This window comes from Lwoffella lincolnii (genome assembly GCF_037201985.1).
Taxonomy (GTDB): Bacteria; Pseudomonadota; Gammaproteobacteria; order Pseudomonadales; family Moraxellaceae; genus Psychrobacter; species Psychrobacter lincolnii.
Map to the genome: position 1 here is coordinate 570,885 of NZ_CP147511.1, position 25,228 is coordinate 596,112.

The 25,228-nt window shown below is 43.5% G+C and carries 25 protein-coding genes and 1 pseudogene; 15 read left to right on the forward strand and 11 right to left on the reverse strand.

Going from position 1 to position 25,228, the window contains the following annotated elements; translation table 11 throughout:
• Positions 1-4: 4 nt before the first annotated feature.
• Together WDM69_RS02535 and WDM69_RS02540 are read left to right on the forward strand one after the other, a co-directional pair.
• Positions 5-850 (forward strand): undecaprenyl-diphosphate phosphatase, encoded by an 846-nt coding sequence (locus tag WDM69_RS02535; protein ID WP_338755631.1) that lies wholly within the window; start codon positions 5-7, stop codon positions 848-850.
• Between the two features lie 25 nt (positions 851-875).
• Positions 876-1,763 carry a class I SAM-dependent methyltransferase gene (locus tag WDM69_RS02540; protein ID WP_338755632.1) on the forward strand — a complete coding sequence of 296 codons (888 nt, stop codon included), beginning with the start codon at positions 876-878 and terminating at the stop codon, positions 1,761-1,763.
• A 114-nt stretch (positions 1,764-1,877) separates the two neighbouring features.
• On the opposite strand, the gene cspE is transcribed toward WDM69_RS02540, so the two are convergent.
• Complete coding sequence (cspE, locus tag WDM69_RS02545) at positions 1,878-2,090, reverse strand: transcription antiterminator/RNA stability regulator CspE (RefSeq protein WP_078306096.1); 213 nt, start codon at positions 2,088-2,090, stop codon at positions 1,878-1,880.
• Between the two features lie 502 nt (positions 2,091-2,592).
• Between cspE and ubiA the strand changes: the two genes are divergently transcribed.
• Both ubiA and folD read left to right on the forward strand, forming a co-directional pair.
• A complete protein-coding gene (ubiA, locus tag WDM69_RS02550) occupies positions 2,593-3,507 on the forward strand; it encodes a 4-hydroxybenzoate octaprenyltransferase (RefSeq protein ID WP_338755860.1) in 915 nt (304 codons plus the stop codon).
• A 73-nt stretch (positions 3,508-3,580) separates the two neighbouring features.
• Positions 3,581-4,435, forward strand: coding sequence for a bifunctional methylenetetrahydrofolate dehydrogenase/methenyltetrahydrofolate cyclohydrolase FolD (gene folD, locus WDM69_RS02555; RefSeq protein ID WP_338755861.1), 855 nt, complete (start codon positions 3,581-3,583; stop codon positions 4,433-4,435).
• Here the strand turns inward: folD and corA are convergent.
• The 4 genes from corA to WDM69_RS02575 form a co-directional block, all read right to left on the reverse strand.
• Entirely contained in the window at positions 4,430-5,476 is a 1,047-nt protein-coding gene (corA, locus tag WDM69_RS02560) for a magnesium/cobalt transporter CorA (RefSeq protein WP_143823219.1), read from the reverse strand. The genes folD and corA overlap by 6 nt on opposite strands.
• A 547-nt stretch (positions 5,477-6,023) precedes the next feature.
• Entirely contained in the window at positions 6,024-7,355 is a 1,332-nt protein-coding gene (gene phoR / locus WDM69_RS02565) for a phosphate regulon sensor histidine kinase PhoR (protein ID WP_078306098.1), read from the reverse strand.
• Positions 7,356-7,385: 30 nt separating this feature from the next.
• Positions 7,386-8,087: a phosphate regulon transcriptional regulator PhoB gene (gene phoB, locus WDM69_RS02570; RefSeq protein WP_078306099.1), complete on the reverse strand. Its 702-nt coding sequence runs from the start codon at positions 8,085-8,087 to the stop codon at positions 7,386-7,388.
• A gap of 90 nt (positions 8,088-8,177) precedes the next feature.
• Entirely contained in the window at positions 8,178-8,969 is a 792-nt protein-coding gene (locus tag WDM69_RS02575; RefSeq protein WP_078306100.1) for a YgfZ/GcvT domain-containing protein, read from the reverse strand.
• Between the two features lie 286 nt (positions 8,970-9,255).
• On the opposite strand from WDM69_RS02575, the gene WDM69_RS02580 reads away from it, so the two are divergent.
• From WDM69_RS02580 to WDM69_RS02590, 3 genes are all read left to right on the forward strand, one after another.
• Complete coding sequence (locus WDM69_RS02580; protein ID WP_078306101.1) at positions 9,256-11,226, forward strand: mechanosensitive ion channel family protein; 1,971 nt, start codon at positions 9,256-9,258, stop codon at positions 11,224-11,226.
• A complete protein-coding gene (gene lipB / locus WDM69_RS02585) occupies positions 11,159-11,941 on the forward strand; it encodes a lipoyl(octanoyl) transferase LipB (RefSeq protein WP_143823221.1) in 783 nt (260 codons plus the stop codon). The genes WDM69_RS02580 and lipB overlap by 68 nt, the downstream gene beginning before the upstream one ends.
• A 100-nt stretch (positions 11,942-12,041) precedes the next feature.
• Positions 12,042-12,575 (forward strand): inorganic diphosphatase, encoded by a 534-nt coding sequence (locus WDM69_RS02590; RefSeq protein ID WP_078306103.1) that lies wholly within the window; start codon positions 12,042-12,044, stop codon positions 12,573-12,575.
• A 115-nt stretch (positions 12,576-12,690) separates the two neighbouring features.
• On the opposite strand, the gene yihA is transcribed toward WDM69_RS02590, so the two are convergent.
• Positions 12,691-13,377 (reverse strand): ribosome biogenesis GTP-binding protein YihA/YsxC, encoded by a 687-nt coding sequence (yihA, locus tag WDM69_RS02595; protein WP_078306104.1) that lies wholly within the window; start codon positions 13,375-13,377, stop codon positions 12,691-12,693.
• Positions 13,378-13,789: 412 nt separating this feature from the next.
• Between yihA and WDM69_RS02600 the strand changes: the two genes are divergently transcribed.
• The 3 genes from WDM69_RS02600 to WDM69_RS02610 all read left to right on the forward strand — a co-directional run bounded on the left by WDM69_RS02600 (position 13,790) and on the right by WDM69_RS02610 (position 16,309).
• Positions 13,790-14,455 carry a c-type cytochrome gene (locus WDM69_RS02600; RefSeq protein WP_078306105.1) on the forward strand — a complete coding sequence of 222 codons (666 nt, stop codon included), beginning with the start codon at positions 13,790-13,792 and terminating at the stop codon, positions 14,453-14,455.
• A 223-nt stretch (positions 14,456-14,678) separates the two neighbouring features.
• Complete coding sequence (locus WDM69_RS02605) at positions 14,679-15,884, forward strand: hypothetical protein (protein WP_338755634.1); 1,206 nt, start codon at positions 14,679-14,681, stop codon at positions 15,882-15,884.
• Positions 15,885-15,970: 86 nt separating this feature from the next.
• The gene (locus WDM69_RS02610; protein WP_078306107.1) at positions 15,971-16,309 is read left to right on the forward strand and encodes an RnfH family protein; all 339 of its coding nucleotides are present in this window, start codon (positions 15,971-15,973) and stop codon (positions 16,307-16,309) included.
• A gap of 104 nt (positions 16,310-16,413) precedes the next feature.
• On the opposite strand, the gene WDM69_RS02615 is transcribed toward WDM69_RS02610, so the two are convergent.
• Positions 16,414-16,797 (reverse strand): outer membrane protein assembly factor BamE, encoded by a 384-nt coding sequence (locus WDM69_RS02615; RefSeq protein ID WP_078306108.1) that lies wholly within the window; start codon positions 16,795-16,797, stop codon positions 16,414-16,416.
• A 214-nt stretch (positions 16,798-17,011) separates the two neighbouring features.
• On the opposite strand from WDM69_RS02615, the gene fur reads away from it, so the two are divergent.
• Positions 17,012-17,446 (forward strand): ferric iron uptake transcriptional regulator, encoded by a 435-nt coding sequence (fur, locus tag WDM69_RS02620; protein WP_078306109.1) that lies wholly within the window; start codon positions 17,012-17,014, stop codon positions 17,444-17,446.
• 60 nt (positions 17,447-17,506) lie between these two features.
• A complete protein-coding gene (locus WDM69_RS02625; RefSeq protein ID WP_078306110.1) occupies positions 17,507-17,686 on the forward strand; it encodes a hypothetical protein in 180 nt (59 codons plus the stop codon).
• Between the two features lie 66 nt (positions 17,687-17,752).
• On the opposite strand, the gene WDM69_RS02630 is transcribed toward WDM69_RS02625, so the two are convergent.
• On the reverse strand, positions 17,753-18,874 hold the full coding sequence (locus WDM69_RS02630; protein WP_078306111.1) for a PilT/PilU family type 4a pilus ATPase: 1,122 nt from the start codon (positions 18,872-18,874) through the stop codon (positions 17,753-17,755).
• A 22-nt stretch (positions 18,875-18,896) separates the two neighbouring features.
• Complete coding sequence (locus WDM69_RS02635) at positions 18,897-19,943, reverse strand: type IV pilus twitching motility protein PilT (RefSeq protein ID WP_078306112.1); 1,047 nt, start codon at positions 19,941-19,943, stop codon at positions 18,897-18,899.
• Positions 19,944-20,145: 202 nt separating this feature from the next.
• On the opposite strand from WDM69_RS02635, the gene WDM69_RS02640 reads away from it, so the two are divergent.
• Entirely contained in the window at positions 20,146-20,925 is a 780-nt protein-coding gene (locus WDM69_RS02640) for a YggS family pyridoxal phosphate-dependent enzyme (RefSeq protein WP_078306113.1), read from the forward strand.
• Between the two features lie 3 nt (positions 20,926-20,928).
• On the opposite strand, the gene trmB is transcribed toward WDM69_RS02640, so the two are convergent.
• Positions 20,929-21,741, reverse strand: coding sequence for a tRNA (guanosine(46)-N7)-methyltransferase TrmB (gene trmB / locus WDM69_RS02645; RefSeq protein ID WP_143823209.1), 813 nt, complete (start codon positions 21,739-21,741; stop codon positions 20,929-20,931).
• Positions 21,742-21,993: 252 nt separating this feature from the next.
• On the opposite strand from trmB, the pseudogene WDM69_RS02650 reads away from it, so the two are divergent.
• A pseudogene (locus tag WDM69_RS02650) lies at positions 21,994-22,338 on the forward strand (hypothetical protein); the annotation flags it as partial.
• A gap of 58 nt (positions 22,339-22,396) precedes the next feature.
• Positions 22,397-23,317, forward strand: coding sequence for a pilin (locus tag WDM69_RS02655; protein ID WP_078306114.1), 921 nt, complete (start codon positions 22,397-22,399; stop codon positions 23,315-23,317).
• 37 nt (positions 23,318-23,354) lie between these two features.
• Here the strand turns inward: WDM69_RS02655 and WDM69_RS02660 are convergent, their stop codons facing one another.
• A complete protein-coding gene (locus WDM69_RS02660; protein WP_338755635.1) occupies positions 23,355-25,208 on the reverse strand; it encodes a monovalent cation:proton antiporter-2 (CPA2) family protein in 1,854 nt (617 codons plus the stop codon).
• Positions 25,209-25,228 lie beyond the last annotated feature (20 nt).

The window sequence follows — 25,228 nt, forward strand, 5'->3', positions numbered from 1 at the left end:
AAAAGTGGACATTGTGTTGTTAATAAAAGCCATCATCATGGGCGTGGTTGAAGGCATTACTGAGTTTTTGCCCATATCCAGCACAGGTTATCTGATTTTAACCGCTGATTTGCTGAATTTTTGGACAAAAGACAAGGCAGATTTATTTGTGGTGGTGATACAACTTGGGGCAATATTGGCGGTCATTTATGAGTATTGGGGTAGATTATGGCATTCACTGATGGGTTTGGTAACTGGCAAGGCAGTGGTGGACATGACAAATCCTAAGCAATTAGGATTGTCGTTAATTGTGGCAACCATACCTGTGATGGTGATGGGAATCGTGTTTGCTGATGTGATTAAGGCATATTTGTTTAGCCCCATGGTGGTGGCGGTGATGCTGATAATGGGTGGTTTGTTGATATTTTATGTGGAAAAACGCCCCCAGCCCATCATTGCCAAAGAAGCAGAACAGGTGAGCCTTAAAACCGCCATGATGATTGGGCTGTTTCAGTGTTTGGCACTGGTTCCCGGCACATCACGTTCAGGGGCAACCATCATTGGGGCATTGTGGTTGGGGGTGTCTCGTAAGGCAGCGGCAGAATTTTCCTTTTTTTTGGGCATTCCTGTGATTGTGGGGGCAGGGCTGTTGGATTTGCTTGAGCATCAAGACACATTGACTCATACTCAAGACTGGTGGGTGCTGGGGGCAGGCGTTTTGGTGTCGTTTGTGGTGGCATTGCTATGTATTCGTTGGATGGTGGCTTGGGTGTCTAGACGAGATTTTACCATTTTTGCTTGGTTAAGAATCATGACAGGCGTTGTTGTGCTGTTATCAACTTTGGTGTTTGGCTATGACATTCAAGGTTAATACATGGCAAATACATGGCTAATATATGACCATATGGCAAAATAAATTAACAAACAAACAAAAAACCACGCCTAATTTGGTGGTGGTTGGCGAGTCTTTGGGACTTGAGTATGTGAGTGCTTGGTTAGATGAACACACTCAAATCAATAAGCACAACCACCAACACCTGTCGCTTAACGTGCAATACCACGAGATGACAAAACTCAATAACAAAACCATTCGCCAAATTGCCAATGGCATAAAAAAACAGCCAGCATCACCTTTAGCAGTGGTAAAAATGACCAACATGGGCGTTAGCGTCAGTTTGTGGCAAGATGACATGCAAGTGGCATTGGATTGGCACAAGTTACAAAAAAGGATAGTCAATGCTGGGCGTCAATCAGAGCTTTTATTGCAAGCGATAAAAGCCAACGTTGATAAGCAACTGATAGATGCAACCGCAGGATTTGGGCATGATGGTCTGATATTGGCAAGCGCAGGGGCAAGGGTAACCTTGGTTGAATCGCACCCTGTGATGGCAATGCTCTTATTGCTTGAGAAACAACGCATGAGCCAACAAAAAAACTGGCAAGCGTTGATGGGCAGATTAAACATTGTCTGTGCCGATGCAGTGGATTATTTGACTGCTTTGAATGAGCAGGCGTGCGACATATCAGCCATCTATTTAGACCCCATGTTTCCCAATGACAGCCATGATGCCAAAGTGGGCAAGCACATGCAGATATTGCATAAAATCGCCCATCCACCCACAGCATCGCAAGAAAGTCTGATGCTCACTACTGCCATTAACGCCATTCATCATACGGGGCGGGTGGTGGTTAAACGCCCCAAAAATGCCCCTTATTTGGCAGGTAAAACCCCATTTAAAAGTTGGCATAATGATGCGTTAAGGTTTGATGGCTATTTGTCATGAACAGTCAGTGATTGTCAAACAACCGCCATAAAAAAAGCAAAAACTGATGTTTTTGCTTTTATTCATTTATTATTTATATTTTGTTGTTTACATTCAAAAAGAATTTAAAAACAATTAAATGGCTTGAATGTTACTGGCTTGTGGGCCTTTTTTACCATCGGTTACTTCAAAAGACACACGCTGACCTTCTGCTAAAGTTTTAAAACCTGAACCTTGGATTTCGCTATAGTGGGCGAACACATCACTGCCACCATTTTCTTGAGCGATAAAACCAAAACCTTTGGCTTCATTAAACCATTTAACAGTACCTTCAACTGTATTTGACATATCAATTTTCCTAAAAATAACAGATTTATGATACCTGCTGGCTATTTCTTATAGATAAAAATTTAAAAATAAAAAATGCCTAAGCAGAGCAAACGCTCGAATGAACCCCCAACTAATGGGCCATACGTCAAAATCTGAAACTAAAGAATGATGATAGAGATGAAAAGTGTCAAAGGGTTGGCCACTGTCAAATCTGACAAAATACGATAAGTAGCGATTTAAAACGATATTGCGATATTGATGACTTCTTTCTAGCAAGGACAGTATAAACGTATTTGATATGGTTGCAAGCACTATTTACCCATCATTGAAAAAAAAGATGGCTTTGCCCTGTGATGAATGCCAATATCCGTTATAATTGTTGCTTGTTCAGTCATCTTATTTTTTTTAGTCATCATGTCCACGTTCACAGTAGTCTGAACACTTAATGCACAATCAATTAAAGCACAATCAGTTAAAATACAACGAATTCAACCACAATCAATTAAAGCATAACGAACCGATGAATTATCGACAAAAATTGCTTGCTTATGTTCAACTCACTCGTTTTGATAGACCTGTTGGGATTGAGCTTTTATTATGGCCAACCCTATGGGCGGTGTTATTTGCAGGTATGTCAGCAGGGCAAGACCGTGGCATGATGGCAGGAATGCCAAGTTTTAAGGTGGTGCTGATTTATGCGTTGGGGGCAACACTGATGCGCGCGGCAGGCTGTGCCATCAATGATTTTGCTGACCGTAAGGTAGATGGGCATGTGTGGCGTACCAAAAACCGCCCATTGGCAGATGGTCGGTTGTCAGGCAAAGAAGCGGTGGGGGCATTTTTGTTGTTGTCGCTGATGAGTGCTGGGCTGTTGTTATTTTTACCGCTTCAGGTGTTTTATTGGTCGCTGGTGGCTGTGGCATTGGCATTTGTGTATCCGTTTATGAAGCGGTTTACGCACATGCCACAAGTGGTTTTGGCGGCAGCATTTGGCTGGGCGATTCCGATGGCATATGTGGCGGTGCTTGGGCATACTGATGTGTGGTGCTGGTTGTTGTTTGGTGCTTATATGTGCTGGACGGTGGCGTATGATACGCAGTATGCGATGGCAGATAGGGACGATGACCTAAAGATTGGGGTTAAATCAACCGCCATTTTGTTTGGACGGCATGATGTGCTTATGATTGCGGTGTTACAAACGCTGTTCTTACTGGCGTTGGCTGTGGTGTTTTGGCATTATTTTGCCCCAACACCGCTTGGTCTGTTGCCTGTGTTTGGCTTGAGTGTGGCGGCGATGATGTTTGTTAAGCAAGATGTGGCGTGTGCCAGCCGAGAGCCATCTGCTTGTTTTGAAGCGTTTTTACATAATGTTTGGGTGGGACGCTATGTGTTTGCCTTGGTGTTGGCAAGCGTTTTATGGGTTAATTTTATCTAAATGGCGATGGCGGTATCTAAATAACAGCAGTTTTAATGGTCATTTTACATTTTAATAACAAGGAGAATCTATGATGGCTGATGTCGTACTTGATGGTAAAGCACTTGCCAAACAGATTGAAAGGGAGCTGAGTGAGCAGGTGCAAGCGTTAATAGACAGCACGGGACGCATGCCGATTTTGGCAACCATTTTAGTCGGTGATGATCCTGCATCTGCCACTTATGTGCGTATGAAAGGCAATGCTTGTCAGCGAGTGGGCATGAAGTCGTTACGAGTGCAAATGCCAGAACAAACCACCACCGAACAGCTTTTGGCAAAAATACAAACGCTTAATGACAATCCAGATGTGCATGGTATTTTGTTGCAACATCCTGTGCCAAGTCAAATTGATGAGCGGGCATGTTTTGATGCCATTGATTTAAAAAAAGATGTCGATGGGGTAACTTGTTTGGGTTTTGGACGCATGAGCATGGGTGAGCCAGCGTTTGGCTCTTGTACGCCACAAGGCATTATCCATTTGCTTAAGCACCATAAGATTGATATGGCTGGTAAACATGCGGTTGTGGTCGGTCGCAGTGCCATTTTGGGTAAGCCGATGGCAATGATGTTGCTTAACGAAAATTGTACGGTAACCATTTGTCATTCAAAAACTGCTGATTTGGCGAGTCATGTCAAGCAAGCAGACATCTTAGTCGGTGCTGTGGGTGTACCAGAGCTGATTAAAAAAGAGTGGATAAAACAGGGTGCTGTGGTGGTGGATGCAGGTTTTCACCCAACCGATGATGGTGGTGTGGGTGATATTGAGCTTGATGGCATTGATAAGATTGCCAGTGCTTACACCCCTGTGCCTGGTGGCGTAGGACCGATGACCATCAACACCTTGATACGTCAGACGCTGGCAGCGGCAAAAGAGGCACAAACGTCATAGCCAGCCGATTTTTTTAAATCGATAATATAAGGTTACGCAGATGCTGATAATGACAGCTAAAATCACAAAGTAGCTGTATTGCCAATGTAATTCTGGCATGTTGTCAAAGTTCATGCCATAGATGCCTGCAATGGCGGTGGGGACAGCCAGTACCGCCGCCCATGCTGCCAGCTTCCGAACCACATCGTTTTGCCCCATGGTAACCACCGCCATATAGGTATCCATGGCGACGCTGAGCATTTCGTTTAGCCCATTAACCGCATCTAAGGCTTGTACCAGATGGTCATTGACATCTCGAAAGTAGGGTTTGGCGGAGCTTGGAAAAAATGAAATCAGCTCATTTCTTTTGTGATTGATAAAAAAGTTACAAATGTCTTGTACAGGTAAAATCACCGCCCGCATGTGTACCAGTTGGGACTTTAGCTCATATAAACTTCGTAAAGTGGATTTGCTAAACTCAGCAGAAAAAATGGCGTGTTCTTGCTCTCGTAAATACCGCCCCATACGGTCAGTAACGGGCAAATAATTATCCACGATAAAGTCTAAAATGGCGTGCATGACAAAGATAGGACCAAGACGCAGTTTGTCAGGACGGCGTTGATAATGTTCACGCACAGGGGCATAGCTGTTAGATGGGCCTGTGCGAATGGTGATGATGAAGTTTTTACCCATAAACATGGCTGTTTTGCCATAGCGGATATGGTTGTCTTCTAGCTTGGCGGTTTGCACCACCACAAATAAGGTGTCATTGCCATAGCTTTCGATTTTGGCTCGCTGATGGTCAGCGACGGCATCTTCTAATGCCAACTCATGCAAATCAAAGGATTCTTGCATTTGTTTTAGGGTCTGTAAGCTTGGTTCGTATAATCCCAGCCAAACAAATTGATTGTTGTGAGTTAGGATTTTGCTGACTTCTTCGATGCTCACTTCATGCAGCTGTTCACCTGTCTTACGAGAATAAACATGGCAGTTAATCACTTCTTGGTGAGAGAACTCTTCGACATCTTCAAAACGATCCGCATCGGGGTCGTATATGGTCATGATTTCTAGGGTGTCTTCTTCACTGTCGGCATCGCCATAGATAAAGCTGTCATTGCTATAGTCGTGTGGTAAGTCTTGGGACTCTGTATTATCATCATGGTCATGATGGTGGTCATGGGCATTGATGGGAATGCAGGTATTTGTAGAGATGTTGATGCCATTGTCGGTATTGTTCACATGATTGGTGTTGTCAGCATCATCTGTGTTGTCGTTCTTGTCAATTGTGTTGGCACGATAACTGACATCAGGCTCATCAACAGGCTCATCACCAAGATTGTCAAGGTGCATGGCATCAAAAACAGCTTGCTTGGCATCTGCCGTGTCCCCATTTTCCCCATTATTCCCATTTTCCATCTGTGTTGTCTGCCCGTCCAAGTCATCTGAGTTGGGCAATGGGGTGGTGGCAGAGCGGTCATGATGTGATGGCTCTGTTGCGTTTGGACGATTTGGAAGGTTCGGTTGCATAAGCGTTGTCAGTTAGTAAGCAAAAACTGTCCTATGATAACCTTTGGAACAGTAAAGTCAAACTGACACCTGTGCTAAAAAGCTAAAAAGTGCTTTTTGACGTGAGCAGAGACAATTCACATAATCTTTTGGTTGGGAATAATACCTTAAAGGTTGAGCCTTGTCCTTCGGCCGATTCGATTGTCAAAGTGGCATCATGTTGATACAAAATGTGCTTAACAATCGCAAGTCCAAGTCCTGTTCCACCCGTGGCACGACTGCGACCACTGTCCACTCGATAAAAGCGTTCGGTCAGGCGTTCGATGTGTTCAGGGGCGATGCCAATGCCATTATCAGATATGGCAAACAAGCAACCTTCACTCACCTGTGTCCAAGCAATGGCAATCTCACCACCTTTTGGCGTGTATTTAATGGCATTGGTTACTAAGTTTAGTAAAGCACTGGTCAAATACATCTCTGACCCCATGATATTCAGTTGTGAATCTAAATGTAAGTCAATAAAATGCCTGTATTCTTTATTATATGCTTGAGCGTCATCAAAAAGTTGCATCAACAGCTGTGGCATATTGACGCACTTGACTTCAAAAGCTTCTTCATTCTCTAGCCGAGACAGCATTAATAGGTCATTGATGATGCTGTTCATGCGTCTGGTTTGCTGACCCATTAGGCTAAATCCACGTTGCCACTTTGGGTTCATGTCTGGCTGATCAGAAAATGTCTCGATATAGCCCATTAACACCGTCAAAGGGGTGCGTAACTCATGCGAGACATTCGCAACAAAGTCCTTACGCATCTGTTCTAGATGCTGTAGGCGAGTTACGTCATAGACAATCAGCAGTTTTTCTTCACCAAAAAAAGTCAGCTCACATTGTAAGTAGCGTTGTGAATCTCGCCAAGATTGCAAGCGAATGCCATCATTGGGTGAAATGGCATCTTGATAATATTGGGTAAATTCAGGTGATGTGATGACTTCAAACACATGCCGTCCATGGTCGGTGGCGTGTAGGTTTAAAAGCTGATTTGCTGAATTGTTCCACCATTCTAACCTATCATGTTTGTCCAAGATAATCACCGAATCTTGTAAAGCACTCAGTGAGCGGCGGATTTTTTTGACCAGTCCCATCATGCGTTGATGTGTCAGTTGCTCTTGTAAGCGACTTTGGTACAACTGATGGGCCACATAGCTAAGACCGCCAGATAGTTTGGGTGGTTCTTGTAAAGTGGCTTGGTTAATCCAATGCAAAAACCGTCGCATCGTTATCATACGAAAGGTAGCATATCCCAACAATCCCATGGTCATGCCCCAAGGCATGCTGGTAATCAGCCAACCCAAAACAGCCCCCAGCATCAGGACAAGTGTTAGCCAGCGAAAATCTGCCCAAAAAAGAAGGCTGTTGTGTCGTTTGTTTGGCATTTGTTCATTGGTGATTGTTATTCATTGGAGTCATTCATTGATTTGAGTCGAAAATCGATAACCTGTGCCACGCACCGTTTGGATAAACTCAGCATAATCATAAGGGTCAAGCACCTTACGCAAACGGCGGATATGCACATCAATGGTTCGGTCTTCGACATAGACATTACCACCCCACACTTGGTCAAGTAGCTGTGTGCGAGTATAAGCCCGCTCAGGGTGGCTCATAAAAAACGCCAATAACCGATATTCGGTAGGGCCGATGTCCAAAAGTTTGCCATCAGCGGTAACACGTTGGCTGATAGGGTCAAGGCGTAAGCCCACATGTTCAATGGATTTATCACCAGATAGGGCGTTTGAGCGTCTTAGCACCGCTTTAATGCGAGAAACCAATTCACGAGTAGAGAATGGCTTGGTGATATAGTCGTCTGCACCTGCATCTAGCCCTTGCACCTTATTATCTTCTTCACCTTTGGCGGTTAACATGATGATTGGTGTTTCAAAGAGCATCTCATCTTTTTTGAGCAAACGACACAAATCAATCCCTGATTGATTGCCCATCAGCATCCAATCTAATAACAGTAAATCAGGTCGATGGTCAACCACTTGTTGATATGCTTGTGGCACATCTTCAGCTTGTAAACAGTGGAAGCCTGCCATTTCTAAAGTAGTAACAATCATCTCTTGGATGGCAGGTTCATCTTCCACAACTAAAATCGTCTCATTTGGCATGAATAAAGCAACCGTGAGTCAATGACAGTATTTGAAATATGACGGTTTTATGACGGTTTTATAAAAACGTAACAAAACCATCTGTTTAACCTAAACGGAGCGAGCCACATCTGCTTGTAATGCCATGGGTAAGTCTAACACGTCAAGTCCTTTTAATCGCCACTGTTCAATGGTTTGCGGACGAGCCACCACCAATGCTTCAAATGTTAAGTCATCATCAGCACAAGGCATCACATTGACCACCGTGATGCCATCAACCAACGCCTCTCCTGCCATGGGTAAAGCAGTGGCATCTGTTTGCAAGGTGTGATAATCACCTGCCACTCGATGCAGATGGGCCTTAGGAGCTGATTTAAAGTATAAGCGGGCAATGACTTCTTGCCCAAGATAACAGCCCTTGTCATAGTCTACCCCACCACGCTGATGCAGTCTAAGCTCTTGTGGTTGAAACTGATTGCTTGTTGCTTGGGTAATCCAATAATTACCAGTGGCGATACTGGCAGTCATCCAAGCAGTGGCATCAGCATTATCTTCATGGTTGCTAAAGGTCGGTTCTTCACCCATCACGCAAGGAAAAATGGGCTTAGGATTGCTTAGCGTTACTTGAGAAAAAACAGCGTACTTTTTAACGTGTGAGATAAAAGATTCGGCACAATCGGCACTGATGACCACATCATAGCACTTGCCAGCATCATCTGCATATTTTTTTATCCAAAGACCAAAAGCAATGCGTCCTTTTAGGTTGCTAATGGCAGTTGGCACATAACTTAATCCAAGCTTATTGACGTTGATGGTCAGTTGACCTTGCAAAAACTGGCTGACATCATTGCCTTGTAAGGTGATGTGCGAAAATTGTGCAAGCTGATTGTTAGAATTGGGCATGTTGGTTCTCTTTGGGGTGGGGTGGTTATTATTTAAGACGGTTATTTAAGACGGTTATTTAAGACGGTTATTCTGGTGATTGTGTTTGTGTTGACTTTAACAGATTTCGCTTATGAAGTGAATGCCATATGGTGATGTGTGAATGAATGGCGATGTGTGAGTCGATGATGATGTCATATGGTCATGGATTATGACTAAAAATCCTAATTTTAGTTTAACTTAAAAACCATTCAACCATTAGCAAATACTCTAACCAATGTTATAATTAGAATGTTATGGTTCATCAATGTCATCATTGACCAATTTTACCCAACCCAAAAGTACCCAGCTAAAAAATCAAAGTGTGTTTATGCGTTCATCATCTGCACCGCCATCATCTGTCTTGCTGTCATTGTTAATTAATCAAGTGCCAGCCAATCAAGCCAAAATACCACAGACAAAGGCATGTCAGCTGTTGGTTTTTTTGATGGTGGTGAGTTGCTTTGTGCTTGGTTTGTCTGTGGTGAGCTTATTAACTGCTCAAACGGCTGTGGCTGCCACGCCAACCATGCCAACAACCGTACCAACCACGACCAGCTCCCCATTGGCTGATGGTGGCGAAGAGCGTGAAGCCCAAATCAACACAACGCCTGACCCTTTTGGGCGAGAAACACCACGTGGCACTGTACTGGGATTACTTCGAGCATTGACTGATGATGAGCCACTGCTTGCCAGTAATTATATGAACTTAAGTCCTGCTGATAACGCCCCTGTAACGGTACGTAAGTTCAAAAAAGCTTTAGATACGGGTGGACGGTTGGACACAGATTTGCAAATCAGCAATTTACCTGAGGGCAATGTCCACGATAACCTGCCTGCTCATCGTGATCACGTTGGCTTTATTCGTGTCGAAGATGGACAAGTGCCACTGATAGTTGAGCGAGTACAGACACAGACGGCATCACCATACTGGAAGTTTTCTAAAGATACCATTGATGCCATCAACACACAGGTCAATACCCATAAGATGACTTGGGTAGAGCGCTATACCATTGATGCGTTAAAGGGCAAAAAAATTCTCAATCTTGACCTTGCAGACATCATGGCGGTAGTGCTATTGGTACTCAGCTGTTTTATGGTCATGTATGTGCTGGTATGGCTGTTGTATTTACTGGTTAATTTTGTTTATCCCAGAGTCAGAAACCGCCCGTTACCCATCAATGGCAAAGTGATTTTACCGTTTTCGGTGGTGTTGACATCGCTGATGTTGACCGAAATTATGTTACTGGCTGGCGTGTCGGTAACGGTGCGAGAGCCAGTCAATCGTTTTAGCGAAATTTTGGCATTGATGGCGGTTAGTTGGCTGTTGCTTCGGGTGATTGATGCGGTGTTTGGCAGTGCCGAACGCATCAGTTATAAGCGTAACTATGTTGAGCGATTAGCGATTATCGGTCTGTTACGCAAAATGGCAAAAGTGTTGCTATTTATCTTTGCTGCCATCATTATCTTTGGTAATTTGGGTTTTGATTTGACTGGTGGTATTGCTGCTCTTGGGGTGGGTGGTTTGGCATTGGCATTGGGGGCGCAAAAGACGGTAGAAAATTTGGTCGGTAGTTTGGTGGTGGTGGCCGACCGCCCCATTCGAGTCGGTGATTATTGTCGTTTTGGCAGTCTTGAAGGGACGGTGATAGATATTGGCATTCGCTCAACTCGCATTCGTACTTTAACTCGCACCATTGTTACCGTGCCTAATGGTGACTTTTCATCAATGATGATTGAGAACTACGCTGCTCGTGATATGTTCCGTTTTTATCATAAGCTGTTTATCAAACGCTCAGCAGAGCCTAGGATATTAAAGGAACTGATTTATGACCTTGAGCAATTTTTACGCAATCATGAACTCACCAATCAAGAATGGAATCAAGTCTATCTGATTGAGTTGCGTCAAGATTGCTATGTCATCGAATTACAAGCTTACATTCATGCCAGTGGCATTGTTGAGTTTTATGAAAAACAGACCACGGTGCTGTTAGATATTCTAAATAAAGTGGCAGAGTATGATGTTGAACACGCCTTGCCAACACAGCAGTTGCTGCTGAATACTGATCATGGCATGTCTGAGTCATCACCCGTTCCAAAAACCTACCCAAATCAACCCAGCGTAAGGACAAAAAATGACCATACCCAACGTCAATCATCTCACAACACCGATGCCATTCACAGTACCAATACCAAAGGTGCGTTATCTGACCCAAGCGGACTATCAACCAACCCATGAAGCCATGCTCCAGCGAACGCTGGCACGCATTGACGATAAAAAGGCAGGAATAGACACACCAGATGAGTTATGGGTGGTTGACCATAACGATGTCTATACCTTAGGGCAGGCGGGTAAACCTGAACACATCTTGGCACGCAATGACACGCCCATTATCCAAACTGACCGTGGCGGACAAGTAACATGGCATGGGCATGGGCAGTTGGTGGTGTACTGGCTGTTTGACTTAAATGCTCTGGATTGGAAAGTGCGAGATTTGGTGTCTCATGCTGAACAGGCCATAGAAGATGTGGTGAATGGCTATTTAGCCACAGCGACCATGTCTGCCAATGCCAGCAAGCCGAATGTCAACAAGCCCAATGTCAACAACTTAGTTGCTAAAGCACGCCAAGATGCCCCAGGGGTGTATATTTATCAACAACAACAAGATGGCACATTAGGTGAGATGTTGGGTAAAATCGCTTCATTAGGCTTTAAAATTAAGCATGGCTTTAGTTATCATGGCATCGCTTTAAATGTCAGTTGTGATTTGTCAGCGTTTCATTTAATTAATCCTTGTGGTTATGCAGGCATGCAAATGCTCAGATTGGCGGACTTGATACCCATGGGTGATGGTCAGGCAGATGATGGCCGCATCAATGACAACCAAGTCAGTCAAAATCTGATACATGCCATCACACAACGTCATCAAGGGCAGGTGGCATTGCGTCAATGACAGTTAGGCAACAGTTAGATGACAACGGTATGTCTGTCTTGCTATACTTGCTGAGCAATTATTACAAACATGTTATGTATTTTTTATAAGGAGAACACACATGGCAGATTTTAATCAAATATTGGACGCAGGCGATGTTGATAATGGTGTGATTAACGTGGTCATCGAAATCCCCACAGGCAGTAACCACAAAGTTGAATGGAAGCGTCAATTGGGCTGCTTTAAGCTTGACAGAGTTGAGCCAGCCATCTTTGCTAAGCCTTGCAATTATGGCTTTATTCCCCAAACGTTAGATGAAGATGGTGATGAATTAGATGCCTTAGTCATCACCACTGAACCATTACCAACAGGGGTGTTCTTAGAAGCCAAAGTCATTGGTGTGATGAAATTTGTGGATGATGGTGAAGTTGATGATAAAATCATCGTTGTGCCTGCCGATGACCGAAACACAGGCAACGCCATCAATGGCCTAGATGACTTACCAAAGCAGTTCATTAAACAGTTAGAATTTCATTTTAACCGTTATAAGGACCTAAAAAAAGCAGACAGCACCACTGTTGACTCTTGGGGTGATGTCGCTGAAGCCAAGCAAGTGATTCGTGATGCCATTCAACGCTGGAAAGATGACGCCTAATCCCCTAATCCGTGATTCATGCTTTCGTGATGACTGCTGATAACGGTTAAAATGAATCACGATAAGCTTTAATGATGAACCAGTCTAATGATGAGCAAGTTGTCAGTCAGCTTGCTTATGATATGACCGATTGATTTGACGAACTGTCAAGTTGTAGCCATTGCCCCACCACAGTTGCCAGCTCATCAATGCCTTGTTTTTTAAGGGCAGAAAATGACTGAATGCTAAATGGTAAATCCAGCCTTTGTAAGGTTTGTTGAGTTTTTAGTAAGGTGTTTTTGGCTTGTCCAAATTTAAGTTTGTCAGCTTTGGTCAACAACACATGCACAGGCAACTCACCATCTTTTGCCCACAATAGCATTTGTTCGTCAAAATATTTGAGTGGATGGCGGATATCAGTCATCAATACCAAACCTGCCAAACTTTTTCTATCGACCAAATAGGACTCTAGTTCCACTTGCCATTCTCGTTTCATCTCTTCAGGCACAGCAGCATAACCATATCCTGGTAAATCCACGATACGCTGAGTATCATTACCCACCTTAAAGAAGTTAATCATTTGCGTACGCCCTGGGGTTTTAGAGGAGCGAGCAAGTTGTCTTTGATTGGTCAAAGTGTTAATGGCAGAAGATTTGCCCGCATTTGACCGTCCTGCAAATGCCACTTCAAAGCCACTGTCAGCAGGACAAAGTTGAAAGGTGGGGGCAGACATCAAAAATTCAGTTTGCCAAATGCGTTTCAGATGGCGATTGATTGAGTGGGGGTTGGTTTTGTCTTGGTTTGGGGTTTGGGCATAAGTCATGGTTTGACCTTAAAACGTCAGTTTAAGCTTAATGACAGTCAGCTTAATTAAAAGCGGTTGGATTAAAAGCAGTTTAATTAAAAGCACTTAGGCTGGCATGTGTTGTTAAAATATTTTTGCACAAAGAAGCCAAATTGTAACAAACTTAATGGGCAAACTCATCACACCATTCACATCACAACAGAATAAATCACAAAAAAATTGCCCATTAGGTCACAATTTGTATCAAAAATGACGTAAGTCTTGCTATAATGACGGCTGAAAACTGGATTTATTGTAGGGATTAGTGTTGTTTGAACCAAGATTGTTTTTACTGATGCTTATCCAGCCGTTTTGGCAATACACCCACAACACCCACATTTTATTCGCTTAGCTCAAATTAAGCCAAATTTAAGTAAGTAGGATTTTATCGATGAAAAAATTGCTCACTGCCGTCAGTTTGTCGTTGTTCAGTGTGAGTGCATTGGCAGCCATCAACGTGCCTAAGCATGACATCGAAGCTGGCAAAACCATTGCAGAGAATAATTGTGCCGCTTGTCATGGTGTCAATGGGGTCAGCGTTGTGCCGTCACAACCGAACTTGGGCGGTCAGCACATCAAATATCTGTACAAACAGCTACTGGACTTTAAGTCTGGTCATCGAGTCAATGGCATCATGCAAGCACAGGTTGCCAACTTATCTCAGCAAGACCTTGCGAATGTCTCAGCTTTTTATGCCAGTCAACAGCCTTGGGGTGTCAGTTATGGCAACCCTGCCACCGCAGACCAAGCCATTAAATTGTATTTAGGTGGTGATAAGAGTCGTGGCGTCATTCCGTGTTCTGGCTGTCATGACCCTAAAGGTCAAGGCAATGCGTGGGCAGGTTTTCCACGCTTGGGTGGTCAGCATTCGGCTTATGTCGCCACGCAGTTAAAGTTATTTCGTGCTGCTGGTCGTGAAGATGATGTCAGTAAAGACCAGATGCGTGTCAACGATGCTGCCAAAGAAGGTGAAAAAGGCATGATGCAGATGGTGGCAAAACACTTATCTGACAAAGACATCGCCATGCTGTCAGACTTGATTGCTGGATTGCACTAATCCACATATTTTGAGCCGATAGACAGATATTTTATGGTCATTTTGTGTTTGTCTTTTTCCATACTTTGCCCATCATACCTTGCTCCATCTTGCCCCATAAAGTCATGAGAATTTTATGGGGCGTTTTGTTTCACCTTTTATTAACTTTTATTAATTATCAATTAATTTTTTAACTGTGTATTAGCTGTTTTTTAATTGTATATTAACCGTGATTGGAACAGTCATGCAATCAACCAAACTTTCTGCTTCTTATTTGTTGGCTTGTGTGTTGCCGTTATTTTTGTTTACTTGGTTTGCTGAGCCTTATGCCAGTCAAATGGATTTTTGGTTGGCGTGGCTTGTTGCCATGCTATTGGTAAGCTTGCCCGTGTTGTTTGCTGAGATTGGGCTTGCCAGACGCAGTGGGCAATCTCCCTTGTTGGCGATGCCTGTATTAACTAGAGAATCCGATTCCAGCATGGCATGGCGTGGCTATGGGTGGTTGGCACAGCTGACAGCCTTATCTTTGGCGGCTTTGGTGATTGCCAGCATTGGTGTGCATGGTCAAGCATTATTTGCCATGGTGGGGGTGGTGTTGCCAACGTTTGTGGTTGGGGCGTTGTTGATGGCAGTAGTGCTGATGATAAGTGTGCTGGGGTCTGGTTTGATAAAACCCATGCTGTTATTGGCATTGTTGGCGGTGCTTGCCACCATTGGCATTCATCTGGCAGATGGTTTTGAGCTGACCAATATGCAGATGACAGCATTTTCTTTGGCTGAATGGGCAAGGGCAGTGGCGTTGGCATTACTTTGCTTTGCTGTGGGTGGTGGTGTGTATTGGTGGGAGCTAAGCCAAACCAACTTAAACCAAACCAACTTAAACCAAGCCCAACCAAATCAGGTCAATCAATCTGCTCAATCTCAATCGTCTGCCAGTCGGCAGGTGTTGCCTATTTTGGTGGTGCAAGTGGTGGTGGGACTGGTGGCGATGGTATTGGTGGCAAGTAAAGAAGCCACCTTATCAATGACGTTGATGCTGATGTCTACTGACACAACGTTGGTACAAGGTGCTAAGATGGGCAGTACACTGGCATCTGGGCTGTTGGTGATGGCAGGGGTGAGTTTGGCAATCGCTTTGGTGTCTATGACCATGATTCAAGTCAAAGAGCGATTAGGATTGGTAAAGTCAATGCTGATGCTATTGCCAGCATTAGTGCTGGTGGTGTTACCAGTTTATGTGCTGTGGGGATTGACGGTGATGCTAAGCATCATCAGCGTATTGGTATTAAGTGTTTTTGTGGGTTGGCAGATGAAAATCAGTCATTTAAGAAAATCGTTAAACTTCTCTAGCGAAATCAATTATAACCTATGGCGTGTTGCCATTCGTATTTTTGTGCCATTGGCATTATTGGTTGCGATGGTGGGTTGGGTACAGATTTGGTTGGGGTGATGTTTTTTTCAGAGGTGTTTTTGTGAACATTGTCTGATTTTAGATGACATGTTTTATGTTTTAGCATTTATAAAGTGAGCCTATCAATGACCCACATTCCGATTACTTTGGCATATGCTCCTGACGAACCAACTGATGGTCAAACACATAAAATCAGCCAGCGACAACTATATCAGTCGTTACAAATCAAAAGTGGTACGACCATTTATCAAGCATTAAAGCTGTGCGGTTGGCTTGATGAATTTTTTGAGCTTAAAGCATGGTGTCAGGCACATCAAGATGAACAAAAACCCACTGCCAAAGATTGGCGAGTGGGGATATTTTCCCAAAAACAACCCTTAAGTTATGTGTTGCAAGCTTATGATAGGGTAGAAGTCTATCGAGCATTAAGCGTTGAACCGATGCAAAGACGCAAACAAAAGTAGCCACCATCACTGACTGACCATATCAATCGTCCTAACGCACAAGGCAGTCATTGTTTATCTTTTGCCATTTGATGAGCTGTTTGGTGGACCATCTAATGTGTCAGCTATCTGATAGGTAAGGTTTCGATGCCTTCAATGCGGCTGACTTTTGCCTGTTCATCAAAATAGACACTCAAACGTTGCTTGGCGTTGTGAGTGTTGAGCTTGCCTTGTCGCTTACCGTCTGTCCCTGCGGTGTAATCATACAGATAATCCCAACGTCTTGGATTGAGTGTGTCGTTGACGGCAGGACTGCCCAATAGATACAGTACTTGCTCACTGTCCATACCGATTTGTATTTGTTTGGCTTGTATTTGGGTGATGTGAGTGCCTTGGGGTATGTCGATGGTATGGACAGACAATAGTGAGCAGCCACCCAAAACACTGATGCTCAACGCCATCGTGGTGATGGTAAATGGGTTTTTTATAAATCGAGTAAAGACATTCATGATGGTCATTTCATTTTAACTAAAAAAACAGTAAGATAAAAAGGTCAAACAATGATAAAGCAAATGCCTTATTTATGCAATTTGGGTGATGTCATTTTGTATCAGTTGCTAAACAAGATTGGCTTGGGTTTTTGTTTGGTTTTTGTTCACCTTAAGCGACTTTATCATTTAATTTTTTTATGATGGACGTTATTCGTTAAATATGGAGAATATTATGGCCTATACCAATCAAGACCTTAGAAAAGCTGGACTAAAAGTTACCTTACCAAGGGTAAAAATTTTAGAGTTACTAGAAAATGCTCAACAGCATCATATGAGTGCAGAAGAAGTGTATAAAGCCTTGATTGACCAAGGAGAAGATGTGGGCTTGGCGACAGTTTATCGAGTATTGACCCAGTTTGAGCAGGCGGGCATTGTTGAACGGCATAATTTTGAAAATAACTTGTCGGTATTTGAGATATCTCACGGAGAACACCACGACCACTTGGTGTGCGATGTGTGCGGTAAAATCATTGAGTTTCATAACGACATCATTGAAGCACAACAAAAACAGGTTGCTAAAGAGCATGGTTTTAAATTATCTGGACATTCGTTGGTGCTTTATGGCATTTGTGCCAACAAATCTTGTCGTGAAAGTATAAAATCGTAAAGTATAGAATCGTCATAAAACTGATGATAATATTGTCCGTTCGTTCAAACGAGAATTTAAATGAGCATATGGAGCAGTGGCATGCCATTAAAAGAAATCATGTTTAAAGAGATGTTGATAAAAGGTATGTTGGTACTGACCTTAGGGGCAGGGTTGCTTACCGCTTGTGATGCAAAAGATGCCTGCTTAGATGGTGGTGGTCGATATGATGAAGAAAAGAAAGTGTGTGAGTATTCATGACGTTAAGCCCACCAACACCGCTGGGTTTGATGGTGGGGCTAGTGACATCATTCATTAATGTCCAAATCATTCATTAATGTCTAAAGACAATGTGTTGTCATCATCTATGTCTTGACCTGCATTTTTGCCTTCTAGTTTGATTTGTAGGCGTAGGTCATTGGGTGAATCGGCGTGTTTGAGGGCATCTTTGTAAGTGATTTCACCTGCTTCATACAAATCAAACAAGGCTTGGTCAAAGGTTTGCATGCCCTGCTCACGAGAACGCTTCATCACAGGCTTAATTTCATGGACTTCTCCTTTACGAATAAAGTCACTGATAAGTTGTGAATTTAACAAAATCTCAATCGCTGCTCGTCGCCCTTTGCCATCTGGTGTGGGTATCAGCTGTTGGGCAATGATGGCACGTAAGTTGAGCGACAAGTCCATAAATAGTTGATTATGACGGTCGGCCTCAAAAAAGTGAATGATGCGGTCAATGGCTTGGTTGGCGTTGTTAGCGTGCAAGGTGGCAAATACCAAATGCCCTGTTTCGGCATATTGAATGGCGTAACTCATGACTTCACGGTTACGAATCTCCCCAATCAAAATCACATCTGGGGCTTGACGCAGGGTGTTTTTTAGCCCCGCTTCAAACGATAGGGTGTCAATACCCACTTCACGTTGAGTAACGATACAGCCTTTGTGTTCGTGGACGTATTCAATGGGGTCTTCGATGGTGATGATGTGTCCTCGAGAGTTGGCATTGCGATAGCCCATCATGGCGGCAAGGGTGGTGGATTTACCTGTGCCTGTTGCTCCGACCAATAGGATAATGCCACGTTTTTTCATCGCCAATTCTTTTAAGATGATGGGCAGATTTAAGTCTTCAACCGTGGGGATTTCTGTTTCAATTTTACGCAGCACCATGCCAGCATGGTTTCGTTGGATAAAAGCACTGACACGAAAGCGTGCTGTCTCACCTTTATCGCTAATGGCAAACTGGCACTCATTGGTCTCTTCAAATTCTTGTTTTTGGCTGTTGGTCATGATGCTGGTAACCAGCTGCATGGTTTGCTTGGGTGATAATGGTGATTTGCTCACAGGCATGATTTGACCATTAATTTTTATAGATGGTGGCACATTGGCGGTAATGAATAGGTCTGAGCCGTTTTGTTTTACCATTAATTGTAATAATTTATCAAAATCCATAATAAACGTCTCTCATTGAGCATTAAACAAAAGCTTCAGGCTGTTTGGCATACGCGCGGGCAGATTCTTTGCTGATGGTGCCTTTACTGACTAAGTTTTTTAGGGTTTGATCCAGCGTCGTCATGCCTTCGCCTGCTCCAGTTTGAATGGCAGAATACATCTGAGCAACTTTGTTTTCACGGATAAGGTTACGAATGGCAGGCGTGCCAAGCATGATTTCGTGAGCTGCTACCCGACCTCCTGTCTGACGTTTCAGTAGGGTTTGTGAGATAACCGCTTGTAATGACTCAGAAAGCATGGCTCGTATCATGTCTTTTTCGGCAGCAGGGAACACGTCAATCACACGGTCAATGGTTTTAGCCGCAGAGCTGGTGTGCAAAGTGCCAAACACCAAGTGTCCTGTTTCAGCAGCAGTCAAAGCAAGGCGAATGGTTTCAAGGTCACGCATCTCACCCACCAAGATGATGTCAGGGTCTTCACGAAGAGCTGAGCGTAATGCAGCATCAAAGCTTAGGGTATCACGGTGAACTTCACGCTGGTTGACCAAGCTTTTTTTGGATTCATGGACAAACTCAATGGGGTCCTCAATGGTCAAGATATGCTCACGACGGGTCTCATTGATATAGTCAATCATCGCTGCCAATGTGGTGGATTTGCCTGAGCCTGTCGGTCCTGTAACCAGCACCACGCCTTTTTTAAAGTTAGACACTTTTTTAAACACATCACCCATGCCAAGTTGTTCCATGGTCAATACTTCTGATGGAATGGTACGAAACACCGCACCTGCTCCACGGTTTTGGTTAAAGGCGTTGACACGAAAGCGAGCAAGTTTAGGGATTTCAAAAGAAAAGTCAGTTTCAAAAAACTCTTCATAATCTGCACGTTGTTTGTCGTTCATGATGTCATAGATAAGCTGATGAACATCTTTGTGTTCTAGGGGTGCCATGTTGATGCGTTGAACTTCACCATCGACACGTATCATCGCAGGCAGACCTGCTGAAATGTGCAAATCCGAAGCTTTGTTTTTGACCACAAAGCGTAACAAATCTTCAATACTGACTTGACTCATGATAGAGTTCCTTACGGTTGTTTTTATTAAAAGGCTTTATGAACTGATGAAGATGTGTCATAAAATAGACACCACAGTCATTTGCTTATAATAGCAAGACTTGACGGATTTGTCAGAGTAAAAAATGACCAAAACCACCATCTTAGTAAGCATCTTTGAAAACATAAAAATCAACCCCCATCAAAACCGATAAGGACACATCATGCCCAATCATTCTCAAGCCTTTGAACAATCTAACACACTGACAGACAACCAACGTCAAGCTCTGATGGCACGATGGCAAATGGTTAAAGAGCAAATCACTCAAGTTTGCAATGCCAAACAGCAATCACAATCTGTCAAATTGACCAAATCCGCCAATGACATCATCTTACTGGCAGTCTCAAAAACCAAATCTGTTGAAATGATAAACACCCTGTATCAAGCAGGACAACAGCATTTTGGCGAAAATTATCTACAAGAAGCGGTGGAAAAAATCAGCCAGCTCAGCGAGTTGACAGATGCCTCAAAGGCTAATGCCATGCCCATTGTGTGGCATTATATTGGTCATATTCAACGCAATAAAACTCGTGATATTGCCAAACACTTCGATTGGGTGCATACCATCGAGCGTGATATCATTGCCAAACGGCTCAACGACCAACGGGCTGATGACCTATCACCCCTTAATGTGCTGATTCAAGTCAACATTGATGATGAAAGCCGTAAGTCTGGCTGCCACCCCAGCGACGTGATGGCACTGGTTGAGCGTATCATGGCATATCCTAAGCTCAATTTGCGTGGGCTGATGGTCATTCCTGCTAAGGACAGCACAGATGCCTTTGTTCGCACAAAAGCGTTGTTTGATGACATCAGCAACGGTTATCCACAGCTTGAGCAGTGGGACACGCTGAGCATGGGCATGAGTGGTGATATGGAGATGGCGATTAATCATGGCAGTACCATGGTGCGGGTAGGGACAGCAATATTTGGTGAGCGGTAAAACTTATGCCGTTTTGCTAAAAATAAAATCCCAAATGCCATGCCCACGCTCAATGCCCCGTTTTTCAAATTTGGTCATCGGACGAAATGCTGGTCGTGGGGTGGCATTGCCAACCCCTGCAGTGTTGCTGAATCCATCAAAATTATCCAACACATTGAGTATCCATTCAGCATAGTCTTGCCAATCGGTTGCTGTGTGAAACCAACCCCCTGTCTTTAGCACTCGATGCACGATGGGTATCCGCTCTGGGCTGACAAAACGGCGTTTGTGATGGCGTTTTTTTTGCCAAGGGTCAGGAAAATACAGTTGAATGTGGTCGATGTGTTCATCTGGCAGTTGTTGCATGAGTTTTATGGCATCGCCATTGATGATTTTGAGATTATCAAGCCCAAGTTCACCTGCCATATAGGCACATTTGCCAATGCCTGGTTCATGCACTTCTATGCCAACAAAGTTATGCTGGCGGTTTTGCTCTGCCATCTTGACCAATGAGTCCCCCATTCCAAAGCCAATTTCCAGCGTCAGGGGGGCATCAGCTGTATTGTGAGTGTCGGTAAACAGTTGTCGCAAGTTGGTGATGCCTGTGATGTCGCCATCTTGTCCATTAACTAAGTAATGAGCAAAACTTGGGTCAGTTAAGGCCTGCTCTGCCATTTTGTTCATGTGTGTTCGCCGTTTCATAAAGGTGTTGACAAAACGGAGATGGGCAGGTTGTTTGTCTTTAGATGAACCGTTGGTTACTTGTTCATTGGTTGCTTGGTCATTGGTGGTGTTTTCTGTGTTCATGTTGGCTGAGTTCATATTTGGTATGTTCATGGGGTATGTGTTTATTAGTTAAAATGTTTATCAATTAAAGTATTTATCAATTAAAGTATTTATCAATTAAAGTTGGTTTTACGTATGTGCTGTCATGCGTGGGTGCTATAATGGGGCTAATTATAAGCCAAAACTTGTGATGATGGCTATTGGGATAAGGGACTTTTACTCTCCGATGCCGTAGACTTTATGCACAGAATTAAGGTAACTCATATACCATAACGCTTGTATAAATTTTGCTAAAATAACTTCATGAAAGCACTCAAGCTGTGCATACGAGACAAACACACAGAGCAACCAAACCACCTAAGCGGTTCGGTTAATTTTGTGTGGAATTATGTTAATGACTTAAGTTTTCAGCATCTACAATGCAAAGGTAAATTTCTATCTGCTTACGATTTAAACCAATATACCCAATATATCCAATATACAAAGGGTAGCGGTGAACCATTGGGCTTGTATGGTCAAACCATTTAAACCATCACCATTCAAACCATTAATGAAACCCACGCCAAATCTTGCAAACAATTTAAAAAAACAAAACCAAACTGGCGAACCAATAACCCACAATCTAAGCGTAAAGCATTGGGCTGGATACTAGGCTAGACCGTCTTGTGAATAAATCCTCGAACGATGGGGGAAGGGAGTCAAGGCAATGCTATTTATCGAAACCGATTCACCACCACCATTTTATCAAGCTCAGCTAAGTGATAAACAGCGTAGACAGCTTGACCAATGGTATATTGGGCATCGCTCGCAAGCCTATTATCTTAAGCGGTTTGAGCAGTTTGATAAGCAGAACCATCTGTCTGCCAAATGGCATTGGGCAGCGTTTTTTGTTACCTTTGGTTGGCTGTTGTATCGCAAACGTTATTTAGATGCCATTGTTTATTCAGTGGCAGGTTGGTCATTTATTCAGCTTAATATCACCATCATCTTGGTGTTTTGTGAGTATTTGTTTATTGGCAGTATGGCAGATGTTTGGCAGATGCCGATACGGATACTGATAGGTGGGGCGGTGTGGTTATTTTGGTCGGTGATGGTGGCAAGATGGTCAGATGCTTATTATTATCGCATGGCACGGCGTGAGATTGCTGATGCCCTTGAGCAGTTCCCTAAAGATGACGTGGCACAAAAAGCATTTTTACAAAAAGAAGGTGGCGTGAGCGTGTTTGGGCTTGGGCTGGCAATGGGGTTTTTGTTGTTTGTTGTGGCGGTGGTGCAGGTGCAGTTTTTGCCCATTTTTGCCAAAAGTGAAGCACAAAAAATTATTTATGCCACTTATGACCGTGCCAGTAGTGCTAAGTCTCGAGTGGCGGTCATTTTTGAACAAACTGGGGTTTGTCCTGTCAATCTGCCCATTACCGCTGATGGGCATCAGATGAGCATGCAAGTGGTGGATAACGTGGCAGGCATGCAGACGGATTGTGCGGTTATGGCAACATTTGTGGACATCTCTTTTCCAAATCGCAATCTCAATGGTAAAAAGATGCTGTTTTACCATACCCAAGATAACCGTTGGCAGTGTACCAGCTCACTTAATCATAAGCAAAAACCACCCAAATGTATGGATTGATATGATGGCTGTGTATTTTGATTATGAGTTCTTAAGCTTATTTTTGCTTGCTGACTTCGGCATTTGTCAAGGTGTTGATGACTTGATTGTCAATATTCTTAGCTTGCGTCATGTCTTCGTCAAATAAACTCTCCAACTCAACAAGGGCAGCTTTATCTGTGGCTATCAGTTCAGCTTCATTATCATAGATGGCTTGTTGTTTGGCCAATAAGGCATCATCATAATCCCGAAAGGTGCGGATGGTCTCGATGGCTTTTTCTGGACTTAAGCCCAAAATTTGTAAAGATTCTCGAGACATGTCTAATGAAGTTAAATAAGTCTCTCGCCAGATATGCACCACGCCAATGTCTTTTAAACGGTAGTAGTGTTGACGGTTGCGTGCCCTTGCCAATAACGTTAAGTTGGGATAATGACGAATGATGTGATCGGCGGTTTGGACAGACTGTTCTATGTCATCAACAGCCAAGATAAATAATTTGGCTTTATCAATGCCAGCTGCTCTTAGGGTTTCAGGATTTTTGGGGTTACCGTAATAAACTTGGTTACCAAATTTACGCACAAAATCCACTTGGTGAGCAGAGTTTTCGATGGCGGTAAACTCAATGCTGTGTAGCCTGAGTATCCGTGCGATGATTTGTCCCATACGTCCAAAGCCTGCAATGATGACCCTGTGTTCATGGTTGGGAATGGTGTCATATTCACGCTTGGGCTGTTGTTTGGCAAAATAAGGTTCACCCACTTTATCCAGTAGCATCATGGCAAAAGGTGTTAATGCCATTGAGAGGGTAACGAGTAGGGTTAACGTATTGGCAATGTCATTTTGAATTAGACCTTGGCTGTTGGCGGTGCTAAACAGCACAAAAGCAAATTCACCACCTTGTGCCAATACCATGCCCAGACGCAAGCTTGTTGGTATGCGATTGCCCAAAAGCTTGGCAATCACTGACAAAATCACAAATTTAATCAGCATTAAGATAACCGCACCACCGATGATGAGCAAGGGGTTATCAATAATCAGCTTAATGTCGGTCAACATGCCTACCGACATAAAAAATAACCCAAGCAACAGCCCCTTAAATGGTTCAATACTGGCTTCTAACTCGTGGCGATATTCAGAATCTGCCAACAAGACCCCTGTTAAAAATGCGCCCAGTGCCATCGAAATGCCCAAATGTCCCATTAAAATAGACACTCCCATGACAATGAACAATGCCACGGCAGTGATGAGTTCGTTTGCCCCACTTTGAGCAACAAAACGAAAAAAAGGACGCACCACAAAGCGACTGACAATAAACAACCCACCAAATACTGCCACCACCTTGGCAAAATATATCAAATCGTAACTTTGCTCACGCACCCCTGTTAAAAATGGAATAATCGCCAATAATGGAATGACAGCAATGTCTTGAAATAATAAAATGGTGAATGCTTCACGCCCATGCGTGGCAGACAGTTGTTGTCGTTCAGTCAACAACTGCAACACAAAGGCTGTTGATGATAATGCCAGACCAAAGCCAATGATGAATGATGAATCCAGACTAAGCCCAAACAATTGATTCACCAATACCATCAATATCACACCCGTAACCGTAACTTGCAAGCCACCGAGCAAAAAAATGGAACGACGCAACGCCCATAAGCGTGATGGTTGTAGCTCAAGCCCAATTAAAAACAGCAACATCACCACGCCAAACTCAGAAAAATGCAACAAACTCTCAGCATTGCCTGCGACATCTAAACCACTCTTGCCAAGTAATAATCCTGTCATCAAATAACCCAGTACGCTGGCAACACCAAGGCGTTTGCCCAACGGAACAAAGACAATCGCTGCTCCCAAAAACAGCGTTACTTGTAACATCAAATCAGACCCACCAGTGGCAGCAGCAAACATACAATGTCCTTATTGGCATC

Excerpts from the sequence above, each read along its gene's own strand:
- WDM69_RS02540 (WP_338755632.1), top strand. The coding sequence starts at position 876 with ATGACCATATGGCAAAATAAATTAACAAACAAACAAAAAACCACGCCT.
- cspE (WP_078306096.1), bottom strand. The coding sequence starts at position 2,090 with ATGTCAAATACAGTTGAAGGTACTGTTAAATGGTTTAATGAAGCCAAA.
- ubiA (WP_338755860.1), top strand. The coding sequence starts at position 2,593 with ATGAATTATCGACAAAAATTGCTTGCTTATGTTCAACTCACTCGTTTT.
- folD (WP_338755861.1), top strand. The coding sequence starts at position 3,581 with ATGGCTGATGTCGTACTTGATGGTAAAGCACTTGCCAAACAGATTGAA.
- corA (WP_143823219.1), bottom strand. The coding sequence starts at position 5,476 with ATGACCATATACGACCCCGATGCGGATCGTTTTGAAGATGTCGAAGAG.
- phoR (WP_078306098.1), bottom strand. The coding sequence starts at position 7,355 with ATGCCAAACAAACGACACAACAGCCTTCTTTTTTGGGCAGATTTTCGC.
- phoB (WP_078306099.1), bottom strand. The coding sequence starts at position 8,087 with ATGCCAAATGAGACGATTTTAGTTGTGGAAGATGAACCTGCCATCCAA.
- WDM69_RS02575 (WP_078306100.1), bottom strand. The coding sequence starts at position 8,969 with ATGCCCAATTCTAACAATCAGCTTGCACAATTTTCGCACATCACCTTA.
- WDM69_RS02580 (WP_078306101.1), top strand. The coding sequence starts at position 9,256 with ATGTCATCATTGACCAATTTTACCCAACCCAAAAGTACCCAGCTAAAA.
- lipB (WP_143823221.1), top strand. The coding sequence starts at position 11,159 with ATGCCATTCACAGTACCAATACCAAAGGTGCGTTATCTGACCCAAGCG.
- WDM69_RS02590 (WP_078306103.1), top strand. The coding sequence starts at position 12,042 with ATGGCAGATTTTAATCAAATATTGGACGCAGGCGATGTTGATAATGGT.
- yihA (WP_078306104.1), bottom strand. The coding sequence starts at position 13,377 with ATGACTTATGCCCAAACCCCAAACCAAGACAAAACCAACCCCCACTCA.
- WDM69_RS02600 (WP_078306105.1), top strand. The coding sequence starts at position 13,790 with ATGAAAAAATTGCTCACTGCCGTCAGTTTGTCGTTGTTCAGTGTGAGT.
- WDM69_RS02605 (WP_338755634.1), top strand. The coding sequence starts at position 14,679 with ATGCAATCAACCAAACTTTCTGCTTCTTATTTGTTGGCTTGTGTGTTG.
- WDM69_RS02610 (WP_078306107.1), top strand. The coding sequence starts at position 15,971 with ATGACCCACATTCCGATTACTTTGGCATATGCTCCTGACGAACCAACT.
- WDM69_RS02615 (WP_078306108.1), bottom strand. The coding sequence starts at position 16,797 with ATGAATGTCTTTACTCGATTTATAAAAAACCCATTTACCATCACCACG.
- fur (WP_078306109.1), top strand. The coding sequence starts at position 17,012 with ATGGCCTATACCAATCAAGACCTTAGAAAAGCTGGACTAAAAGTTACC.
- WDM69_RS02625 (WP_078306110.1), top strand. The coding sequence starts at position 17,507 with ATGAGCATATGGAGCAGTGGCATGCCATTAAAAGAAATCATGTTTAAA.
- WDM69_RS02630 (WP_078306111.1), bottom strand. The coding sequence starts at position 18,874 with ATGGATTTTGATAAATTATTACAATTAATGGTAAAACAAAACGGCTCA.
- WDM69_RS02635 (WP_078306112.1), bottom strand. The coding sequence starts at position 19,943 with ATGAGTCAAGTCAGTATTGAAGATTTGTTACGCTTTGTGGTCAAAAAC.
- WDM69_RS02640 (WP_078306113.1), top strand. The coding sequence starts at position 20,146 with ATGCCCAATCATTCTCAAGCCTTTGAACAATCTAACACACTGACAGAC.
- trmB (WP_143823209.1), bottom strand. The coding sequence starts at position 21,741 with ATGAACATACCAAATATGAACTCAGCCAACATGAACACAGAAAACACC.
- WDM69_RS02655 (WP_078306114.1), top strand. The coding sequence starts at position 22,397 with ATGCTATTTATCGAAACCGATTCACCACCACCATTTTATCAAGCTCAG.
- WDM69_RS02660 (WP_338755635.1), bottom strand. The coding sequence starts at position 25,208 with ATGTTTGCTGCTGCCACTGGTGGGTCTGATTTGATGTTACAAGTAACG.